General features: G+C 64.9%; 9 protein-coding genes. 3 read left to right on the top strand and 6 right to left on the bottom strand.

The genetic code is table 11. The annotated features are described in order from the left end of the window. Positions 1 to 35 precede the first annotated feature (35 nt). The 3 genes from DQ353_RS06715 to DQ353_RS06725 all read right to left on the bottom strand — a co-directional run bounded on the left by DQ353_RS06715 (position 36) and on the right by DQ353_RS06725 (position 1,758). Positions 36 to 1,013 (bottom strand): D-alanyl-D-alanine carboxypeptidase family protein, encoded by a 978-nt coding sequence (locus DQ353_RS06715; RefSeq protein ID WP_113761992.1) that lies wholly within the window; start codon positions 1,011 to 1,013, stop codon positions 36 to 38. An 81-nt stretch (positions 1,014 to 1,094) separates the two neighbouring features. Next, positions 1,095 to 1,577, bottom strand: coding sequence for a VC0807 family protein (locus tag DQ353_RS06720; RefSeq protein WP_146755214.1), 483 nt, complete (start codon positions 1,575 to 1,577; stop codon positions 1,095 to 1,097). After that, entirely contained in the window at positions 1,549 to 1,758 is a 210-nt protein-coding gene (locus tag DQ353_RS06725; protein ID WP_113761994.1) for a DUF4287 domain-containing protein, read from the bottom strand. The genes DQ353_RS06720 and DQ353_RS06725 overlap by 29 nt, the downstream gene beginning before the upstream one ends. 388 nt (positions 1,759 to 2,146) lie before the next feature. On the opposite strand from DQ353_RS06725, the gene DQ353_RS06730 reads away from it, so the two are divergent. Continuing rightward, a complete protein-coding gene (locus DQ353_RS06730) occupies positions 2,147 to 2,512 on the top strand; it encodes an SPW repeat domain-containing protein (protein WP_113761995.1) in 366 nt (121 codons plus the stop codon). 86 nt (positions 2,513 to 2,598) lie between these two features. After that, positions 2,599 to 3,111: a GNAT family N-acetyltransferase gene (locus DQ353_RS06735; protein WP_113761996.1), complete on the top strand. Its 513-nt coding sequence runs from the start codon at positions 2,599 to 2,601 to the stop codon at positions 3,109 to 3,111. 99 nt (positions 3,112 to 3,210) lie between these two features. On the opposite strand, the gene DQ353_RS06740 is transcribed toward DQ353_RS06735, so the two are convergent. Next, positions 3,211 to 3,663, bottom strand: coding sequence for a MarR family winged helix-turn-helix transcriptional regulator (locus tag DQ353_RS06740; protein WP_286166656.1), 453 nt, complete (start codon positions 3,661 to 3,663; stop codon positions 3,211 to 3,213). After that, positions 3,656 to 4,768, bottom strand: a complete 1,113-nt coding sequence (locus DQ353_RS06745) for an LLM class flavin-dependent oxidoreductase (RefSeq protein ID WP_113761997.1) — start codon at positions 4,766 to 4,768, stop codon at positions 3,656 to 3,658. The genes DQ353_RS06740 and DQ353_RS06745 overlap by 8 nt, the downstream gene beginning before the upstream one ends. A gap of 148 nt (positions 4,769 to 4,916) precedes the next feature. Between DQ353_RS06745 and DQ353_RS06750 the strand changes: the two genes are divergently transcribed. Next, complete coding sequence (locus DQ353_RS06750; RefSeq protein WP_113761998.1) at positions 4,917 to 6,398, top strand: MFS transporter; 1,482 nt, start codon at positions 4,917 to 4,919, stop codon at positions 6,396 to 6,398. Positions 6,399 to 6,625: 227 nt separating this feature from the next. Here DQ353_RS06750 and DQ353_RS06755 read toward each other — a convergent pair whose 3' ends face one another. Further along, positions 6,626 to 8,692: an Rv1352/Rv1906c domain-containing protein gene (locus DQ353_RS06755; protein ID WP_113761999.1), complete on the bottom strand. Its 2,067-nt coding sequence runs from the start codon at positions 8,690 to 8,692 to the stop codon at positions 6,626 to 6,628. Positions 8,693 to 8,875 lie beyond the last annotated feature (183 nt).

The raw sequence follows: 8,875 nt of genomic DNA on the forward strand, positions 1-8,875 counted from the left end.
GCGCACTCCCGGACATCGGGCCGCTGCCGGGGCCCTCAGCGCAGGTAGCGCGAGCTCATCCACCCGGTGGCGCCCCGGTGCGTGCCCTGGACCCAGGACCCGGATTTCTTGCCGGTCAGCCGCACCGCCGAGCCCCGGGGCACCGTCCTGATGATGGTGGTGCCGGTGGACGGTCCGCGGCGCAGGTTCAGGTTCGCGGTGGTCTTCCTGGTGTTCTTCACGGTGCCGGATTTGGGCGCCGAGGGCTTGGTGGCGGTGGGCCCGGGTGCCGGTGCCACGCCATAGAAGTGTTCCAAGGTCTTGGACGTGGACCCTGCCATGGCCTTGGCCTGGGCGGTGCCCACGTAGCGGAAGTGCCACGGCTCGTAGGCGTAGCCGGTGACCGATTCCATTCCCTTGGGGTAGCGCAGGATGAAGCCATGCCTCGGGGCGTTCTTGGCCATCCACTTGCCGATCTTGGTGGTGGCGAAGCAGGCCTGCAGCGCGCATGCGCGGTTGTGGTTTCCCACGTCGATGGCCAGCCCGGTCTGGTGCTCGGAGCTGCCGGGTTTGGCCGCGATGCGCCGTGCGTAGGTTGATCCGTAGGCCCGGGTGTACTTCTCGAGCAGTCCCTTTTGCACCGCGTAGGAGCGGTAGCCGGAGGTGAGCCTGATGTTCACCCCGTCGCGGCGGGCCGCGGCAACCAGGTTCTTGTAGGCCTTGGCGGCTGGTGGCTGCAGGCGGATCCCCGTGCCCGGAATTTCGGTGAGCCTCGGCACGTACTGCCGGGGCACCAACGGGTATTTCTTGTTGACCAGGACATCGGACTTGGCCGGGTCCCGCGGGGGCTTGGGCTTGGTGGCCAACGCTGCGGTGGCGGGTCTCGCCGACGAGGCAGCGAGCTCCAGTTGCACCACCTGGTGCATGGCAGCCGACGTGGCTTGCGCGGGCGGGGTCGCCAACGGGGAGATGGCCATTGCCAGGGCGAATGCGGCGGCGCCGAATGCGGCCGGGCGTTGGTGCCGTGTGCTCATAAGGGCGAACTCCGTTGGTTTGGTGGCGGGATCCCGAAGCGGGTTCGGGTCGGTGGCGGGCAGGGAATCGGTTGGCTCATCCTAGCCGTCGGCCGGGGCAAAGAGTATGCAGCGGGGATTGGGCATTCCCGAGGCGATGTGGAAGGCGTTGCTCAGCAGGATCAACACGAGGTTTGTCGCCAGGTGCATCGCGGTGGTCACCGCGGGCACCGGATCGGGTTCCAGCGAGTAGGCCAGGATCACGCGCAGCACCGCGTCAAGCAGGAATCCGCACCCCCACATGATGGAGGAGATGCGCCACATGCGCCGGAAGCGCGGCGCTTGCTCCCAATGGGCTTCCCAGCCACCGGGCCAATGGAAGGGGCCCTCGATGAGGGGCTTGGCCAGGGTTTGGACCAGGGGTCGTGCACCGCGCAGCGTGGAGATGAACCAGATGCCGGTCCCGGCGGTGATCGGCGCGTCGCGGGCCAGCAGGAATTGCGGGCTGCCCGGGACGAACGCCAAAACGACAGCGGCAACCGGGGCGGGCGTTTGCCTATGCCTGGTGTTCGGCCCGGTAGACATGGACCAAGGCATTGGCATGACCGTGGCCGATCCCGTGTTCGGTCTTGAGCCAGTTCACCTGCTCCAGATGCTTTTGGCCCGCCACCTCGTCCAGCAATTCCATCCAGTGGCCAATGGGGTGGCCGTACTTTGACTCGATCGACGGGAAATAGGATTTGGGCCCCTTGGCGGATTCGCTCATGGTTTCCATCAAACACAGCTTGGCGGGATGCAGCAAGGGTGGGGGCGTGCCTCGTCCAAGGTGCACGCAAAACAATTCGCGTGCCCCATGGGGAGTTGCCCGCGAAATAGCCGGTCGTCGACAGCGCACCGGGATGGTGCCCGCAGGCCTCACAAACAGTGCTCGCGAAACCGGTGGGCGGAGCACCTGCGGGGCAGTCGTCTTCGGCAACGTGACTTTGGACTCTACCCTAAGCCGGACCGCAACGGCAGGATGGGATTACAGCCGAAGGAACAGCACCGCACGGAAGTTGGGGCCTGCTGTACCGTCGGTGCCCGCAAGGGCATCCTTCACGATTGCGGAACGTCCGTGAATCGGGAGTATACGGAAGACAAAGGAGATCTGGACCATGAAGCGATGGACTGCATGGCAGAATTGGCTCGCCGTGGCTGCTGGCCTGTACACGGTCTTGGCCATGACGTGGACCACGGCAATCGGATCCTCGAATGCGTACATGCTGACCGGCGGCGTTGTCTTGATTGTCATCGGCGTGATCAACTTGGCGGCTCCGGGTATGCCCGTGGCCGAATGGGTGCAGCTGGTTGTGGCCGCACTCGTTGTCGCATCTCCCTGGATGGGCAGCTTCGCCACGGATATGCCGGGCGTGGCATGGAATACCTGGATCCCGGGTGTTGTGGCACTGATTGCCTCGATCATGGCAATTCAGCCGGCAATGAAGGTCTACCACGAGCATCATCCAATCGGCTCGCACTAGACAATCAACCCTCAAGGGCCCGGTCGTTGACCGGGCCCTTGACCTGCTTCTGAACGGTTTCAGTGGCGCAAGGCTAGGCTGGGGAGATGAAGATTCGAAGCGAGGTGCCGGCCGATCGGCAGGGTATCCGCAAGTTGACGATCAGTGCCTTCGCCGACCCGGATTCCGGCAGGGAACCCGGGGAAGCGGTGTTGCTTTCCGAGCTGTATGCCTGCGACGGATACCTGTCCGAGTACTCGGTGGTGGCAGAGATCAACGGCCACCTGGTGGGCCACGCAATTGCCACCCGGGGGTGGCTCGATGGCGACATCCCCTTGCTGGGACTTGGGCCCGTGTCGGTTGAACCCGGCCACCAGAGACAAGGTGTGGGCACGGCCCTGCTGGCCGAAATCCGGAACCGCGCCGCCAAGCATGGCGAGCGTGCCATCGTGCTGCTGGGCAGCCCCGAGTACTACGGGCGCTTTGGCTACGGCCCGGCCATGGCCGCGGGCATCATCCCTTCCGACCCGTCCTGGGGCGATTACTTCATGGTGCTGAACCTGTCGGCAATGCAGCTGCCCAAGGGCAACTTCCGCTATGCCGAACCATTCGGGGTCTGAGCCGACCGGCCCGCTTGGCCTTGGACATGCGCGGGGCCCGGTTGCCAGGGATTTTTCCTGGCAGCCGGGCCCCCGATTCGTGCGTATGGAAATCGGTGGCTAACGCGCTTCCATGTGGAGGCGCAACTTGGTCGTCAGCTCCGCAAGCGTCGCGAATTCCTCGGTGCTCAGTGCGCTGCCGATCAGTGCGTGGATGCCCTTGACATGCTCGCGGCCGATGGCCTTCTGCAAGCGGGCTCCCTCTTCCGTAAGCGTGAAGAGCACCGCCCGCTGGTCCGTCGGATCAGGCTGGCGGGTGACCAGGCCCTTTGCTTCCAGCCGGTCGGCCATGCGGCTGAGGCTTGGCTGGGAAATCAGCAGGTGCTGGTTCAGGTCCTTGAGCCGACTGGTCCCCGCCTCGCAACGCGAGAGGTTGAAGAGCACGTCGTACTCCCGGGTGCTGATTTCCTTGAACTCCGGCAGCTTCTGGATCTCGCGCATCACCGTCACCTGCGCACGGAACAACGACTCCCAGGCGGCGTTGGAGGAGCGCAGCGAGGCCGGGCTAGGCATTGTCGCTCCCGGCGGGGGCGGCGGCCAGCTTTGCATCGCGGGCGGCGACGCGGTTGGCGTGGGTGGGTGCCTCGGGGTGGTCGGCCGGCTTGCGGGCCGCGAGCTCCTTGCGCAGCGTCGGCAGCACCTCTTCACCGAAGAGGTCCAGCTGCTCCATGACGGTCTTGACCGGCAGGCCCGCGTGGTCGACCAGGAAGAGCTGGCGGTGGTAGTTGCCGAAGGCTTCCTGGAAGGTGAGGGTCTTTTCGATCATTTCCTGCGGCGAGCCGACGGTCAGCGGGGTCTGGTCGGTGAAGTCCTCCATCGACGGCCCGTGGCCGTAGACCGGGGCGTTGTTGAAGTAGGGACGGAATTCGTTCTTGGCATCCTGCGAGTTCTTGCGGATGAAGAACTGCCCGCCCAGGCCCACCATGGCCTGGTCGGCGCGGCCGTGGCCGTAGTGCTCGTAGCGCTCGCGGTAGAGGTTGATCAGCTGCATGTAGTGCTCCTTCGGCCAGAAGATGTTGTTGGCGAAGAACCCGTCACCGTAGTAGGCAGCGATCTCGGCGATCTGCGGGGTGCGGATCGAGCCGTGCCAGACGAAGGGTGCCACGTCATCGAGCGGGCGCGGGGTGGAGGTGAAGTTCTGCAGCGGGGTGCGGAACTTGCCCTCCCAGTTCACCGTGTCCTCGTCCCAGAGGCGGCGCAGCAGGTTGTAGTTTTCGATGGTCAGGTTCACCGAGTCCTGCATGTTCTTGCCGAACCACGGATAGACCGGGGCGGTGTTGCCGCGGCCCAGCACCAGGTCCACGCGGCCGTCGGCCAGGTGCTGGAGCATCGCGAAGTCCTCGGCGATCTTCACCGGGTCGTTGGTCGTGATCAACGTGGTGGCGGTTGAGAGGATGATCTTTTCAGTCTGCGCCGCGATGTAGGCCAGCGTGGTGGTCGGGGAGGACGAGAAGAACGGGCGGTTGTGGTGCTCGCCGATGGCGACGACATCCATGCCGACCTCTTCGGTCTTCTTGGCGATGGCCACGATGTCCTTGATGCGCTGGGCCTCGGTGGGGGTGTTGCCGGTGGTGGGGTCGCGGGTGATGTCGCTGACCGAGAAAATGCCGAACTGCATGGTTGCCTCCTGTGTGCTGGTCTCTGGCATCCATTGTGCCAGATTTGTATGCGTTTGCATGTAATAGCACCCGTGGCCGCGGAATAATTCCCCGGCGCCGGCGTGAGGTCCCTCACCGCCCTGCGCAACTTCGCGATAGGCTCCCGCTATGGACACCCCGCTTTCCGCAAACGAGGACCCGGCACAGGCACAATCGGTGCGCTGGAGCGCGGTGGCGGGGATCGTCGGGTTCCTGGCCATCGTGGAGCTGACCAGCGGCATCCTGCAGGGCTACTACACGCCGCTGATCACCGACATCGCCCGCCACCTGGGCATCCACGACGCCGACGTGAACTGGTTCGAGGCCGCCCAGCTGATGGTCTCCGCGCTGGCCGTCCCGCTGCTGGCCTCGCTGGGGGACATCTTCGGGCATAAGAAGATGCTGCTGCTTTCGGCCGTCGTCACCGCCATCGCCTCCTGGGCCGTGGTGTTCTCCGGGTCCTTCACCACCTTCCTGATCGCCTGGGCATTCCAGGGCTTTTACGCGGTGTGGCTTCCGCTGGAGATCGCCATCGTCTTCTCCCGCGCCCGCAAGCTCGGTGTGCCCGGACCGATGACCCGGAGGGCCGCAGGGCTGCTGGTCGGCGCGCTGGAGTTCGGGGTGATCGGCGGGGCGTTGGCCGGCGGCGCATTGATCGGGGTGTTTGACGGGAACCTCGCGCTGACCATGGCGATCCCCGCCGTCGCCACCACCCTGTGCATCTTCGCCGTGGCCTTCGGGGTGCCCGACGACGGGGACCGCAACGGGGCGAGGATCGATTCCGGGGGATTCGCGTACCTGGCCGTGGGGCTGCTGCTGCTCACCAGCGGGTTGAGCTTCCTGCGGATCAACGGGCCTTCCAGTCCGCTGGTGTGGGCGTGCCTGGTGCTGGGGCTGGTGGTGCTCTACGTCTTCTACCGCCATGAGAACAAGCAAGACGATCCGCTGATCGATTTCACGGTGCTCTTCGCCCGGTCCATGTGGCCGGTGCAGCTGACCGCCGGGCTCTTCGGCGTCTCGGTGCTCGGCGCGCAGATCCCGATGAGCACCTTTGCCCGCACCGACCCGGGCGTGAACGGCTACGGCCTGGGCCTGAGCGCCTCCGGGGTGTCGGTCATCATCGGCGCCTACGTGCTGGCGCTGCTCATCGGGGCCCTGCTCTTCCCCGCCGCTGCCCGCTGGGCCGGAACCCGGATGACACTTGTCGCCGCCAGCGCCCTGGTCGGGATCGGCTACCTGCTTTTCCTGCCGTTGCACGATTCACTGGCACAGGTGCTGGCGAACATGATGATTGCCGGGATCGGCTCCGGGGCGCTGGTCGCCGCCCTGCCCGCGGCGGCTGCTGCCGCCGCGCCGTTCAACCGAACCGGCATGGCCACCGGGCTGACCAACGCGATCAAGACCGTTGGCGGGTCCTTCGCCTCGGCGATCTTCGGGCTGGCGCTCATCGGGCAGGTGGCCGGTGCGGTCTCGGACGGGGCGGGCGAGGACTTCGCCGCACCGCTGGCCGGGTACATGATCGTATGGGCGATCTGCGGCGGCACAGCGATCGTTTGTGCGCTGGCCCTGTTCGCGGTGCCGCGCGATGCCCTGGAGGATGTTCGGGCCTGACCGTTAACGAAGTAACCCCAAGACCAGGGCCTCGGGGTTCTCGGTGTATCAGCAAGCGATCCTTGTCCGCTGCGTTCAGCAACTGCTCTCGCGTGATGGAGCGCATGCTGCAACGCGCACAACAATCATTCGCGGATACCTCCGCACCTTGGTGGAAAACGGGCCGTGTTGCCGGGAAAAGCTCCGGCGACACGGCCCGCAAGGATCAAGCGTGGTGGCGTTGTTGGTTAGCCAATGCGGCTGAGCGTTCCACAGCCGCTGGTCTTGAACCCCTTGGCGCCGGCCGGGATGTCGATGACGACGCGGCCCGAGGTGAAGTCGTTGTCGATGAGGTCGCGGAAGTGGCCGGTGAAGTCCCGGGATGTCTCCCAGTAGCAGGCGGAAGAGCCCTTGCCGCTGTAGAGTCCGGGCTTGATGTCGATGCCCACGCGGTAGGTGCCGTCCTTGGTGATCTTGGCGGCCTTGGCGCCGGAGGATGGCACCGTGGTCCACTTGCCGCAGCCGCTGGTCTTGAAGCCCTTGTCGCCTGAAACGATCCGCACGTAGGTGTTGGCGGTGCCGAAGTAGTTGGCCTTGATCTGGGAGAAGCTGCCGCTAAAGCCGCTGGTGCGCTCCCAATAGCAGCCCTTTCCCGATCCGGTGGCCTTGTAGAGGCCGGGCTTCACGTCCTTGCCCACGCGATAGGTGCCGTTGCCCGACATCACGGTCTTGAGCGGAACCGGGATCGTGACAGCACCGCTGGTGGCGGACTTGTTGTCGTGGCCCTTCTTCTTGGCGGTGACCTTGACGCTGATCTTTCTTCCGTTGTCCGACGACGTGAGCTTGTACGAGGACTTGGTGGCCTTGGAAATGGACTTGCCGTTGCGCAGCCACTGGTAGGAGTACGAGGTCGGCCTCGGCGAGTACGATCCCGTGCTGGCCTTCAGGGTCTTGCCGGCCTTCTTGGTGCCGGAGACCTTGGGCGAGGACTTCACCGCAAAGGTTGGCTTTCCGATCTTCACGGTGTTCGAGTTCACGTTCATCTTGGAGTAGCCGGCGCGGGTGAAGGACATGCGCACCTGGTACTTGGCCCCGCTGTCCTTGGACGAGAGCTTGTGGCTCTTCTTCGTCGCCTTGGAGACCTTCTTGCCGTTCTTGTACCACTGGTAGGTGGCCTTGGCACCGGCGGGTGCCTTGACCGAGGCGGAGATGGTGCTGCCCGATCGTGCCGTGCCGGAAATGGTCAGTTTGGATCCGGTTTTCAGGGTTCCGGCGGTGACCTTGCGCGCCGGCGAGGTGCGCTCCGTGGTGGGGTAGCCGCTTCGCTTGGCCGTGACGCGGACCTTGAGCGACTTGTTCACGTCGGCCGAGGTCGTGGCGAAGGTGGACTTCGTCGCGCCCTTGATGGCCGCGTTGTTGCGGTACCACTGGTAGCCAAACGTCGGAGCAGGGGACCACTTGCCGGTGGAGACCTTCAGCGTGTTGCCCACGCGCGTGGTGCCGGTGACCGACGGGGTGGGTGCCGCGGTGAACCTTGCGGCGGCGACGGAGCGTTCGGCGGAGAACTTCTCGAGGGTGGTGACACCGGCGGCCGTGGCGCGGGTGAGCACCTTGATCCTCTTGCCGACGTCGGTGGCCGCCAAAGTGTAGACCTGCTTGGTTGCCCCGGGGACCGGGGTGCCGTTGCGGAACCACTGGTAGGCGATCGTCGCCTTCGGGGCCCAGGAGCCGGCCGATGCGGTGAGCTTGTTGCCTGCCGTCGTCGTGCCGGAGAACGTGGGGGCAGGTGCCTTGGTGAACGTGTTGGCCTTGACGATGCCCAAGTCGAACTTATCGACCCAAGACTTGCCTAGTACATCGTCCATTTGGACATGCACGGCCAGACGCTTGCCGATCGCCGAGACGGGGACGACAAAGTGGCTGCCCCCGATGATGTCCGAACCGAATTCCTCGCCCTCATGCCATTGGACGGGCTGTGTGACGCCATCGAGTAGCCACTGGATTTCGCTTGACCAGGAGTGGCTCCAATCGGCGGCGGTCGGAAGGATGGACATTCCGGCGGTGACGAAACCGGGTTTGGGATACTCGGCAGGTTCGACCAGTTCCGGAATCGGCTCCGGTTCCTCTTCGGAGCAGAAGTCGCTTGCCCAGTCGTATTCGCAGTCGTCGTTCAAATACGCGGGTTGGGCCGTGGCCGGCAGTGCCGAGGCGGTCAGCGAAACTGCTACGGCGGCAGCGGCCAGGAAGCCGAAAATTCGTTGTCGTATATTTGTGCGTGAAGTCAGGTCCCCACGCTGCGCGAGTGTTTGGTGCATTCTTCCCCCAGTGAAGTTTTCAAAAAATGGGCGCTCCATCAATTCGTGGGAGCGCCTGCGAGCTCCGTACAGACTATGCGCAGCGGCGGGTTTTCCGCTCTCCGTGGCGTCAAGATGACATACGTCCAAGTCACGGAGTTGTTGAGGAAGAAGATCGCTCGCCGGGGGGGGGGGGGGGGGGGG

This window comes from Arthrobacter sp. AQ5-05, from assembly GCF_003287975.1.
In the GTDB taxonomy this organism is placed as follows: domain Bacteria; phylum Actinomycetota; class Actinomycetes; order Actinomycetales; family Micrococcaceae; genus Paeniglutamicibacter.

What these genes read in the sequence shown, in the direction of transcription:
- DQ353_RS06730 (WP_113761995.1), top strand. Translation starts at nt 2,147, where the DNA reads ATGAAGCGATGGACTGCATGGCAGAATTGGCTCGCCGTGGCTGCTGGC.
- DQ353_RS06745 (WP_113761997.1), bottom strand. Translation starts at nt 4,768, where the DNA reads ATGCAGTTCGGCATTTTCTCGGTCAGCGACATCACCCGCGACCCCACC.
- DQ353_RS06725 (WP_113761994.1), bottom strand. Translation starts at nt 1,758, where the DNA reads ATGAGCGAATCCGCCAAGGGGCCCAAATCCTATTTCCCGTCGATCGAG.
- DQ353_RS06720 (WP_146755214.1), bottom strand. Translation starts at nt 1,577, where the DNA reads ATGTCTACCGGGCCGAACACCAGGCATAGGCAAACGCCCGCCCCGGTT.
- DQ353_RS06750 (WP_113761998.1), top strand. Translation starts at nt 4,917, where the DNA reads ATGGACACCCCGCTTTCCGCAAACGAGGACCCGGCACAGGCACAATCG.
- DQ353_RS06735 (WP_113761996.1), top strand. Translation starts at nt 2,599, where the DNA reads ATGAAGATTCGAAGCGAGGTGCCGGCCGATCGGCAGGGTATCCGCAAG.
- DQ353_RS06715 (WP_113761992.1), bottom strand. Translation starts at nt 1,013, where the DNA reads ATGAGCACACGGCACCAACGCCCGGCCGCATTCGGCGCCGCCGCATTC.
- DQ353_RS06755 (WP_113761999.1), bottom strand. Translation starts at nt 8,692, where the DNA reads ATGCACCAAACACTCGCGCAGCGTGGGGACCTGACTTCACGCACAAAT.
- DQ353_RS06740 (WP_286166656.1), bottom strand. Translation starts at nt 3,663, where the DNA reads ATGCCTAGCCCGGCCTCGCTGCGCTCCTCCAACGCCGCCTGGGAGTCG.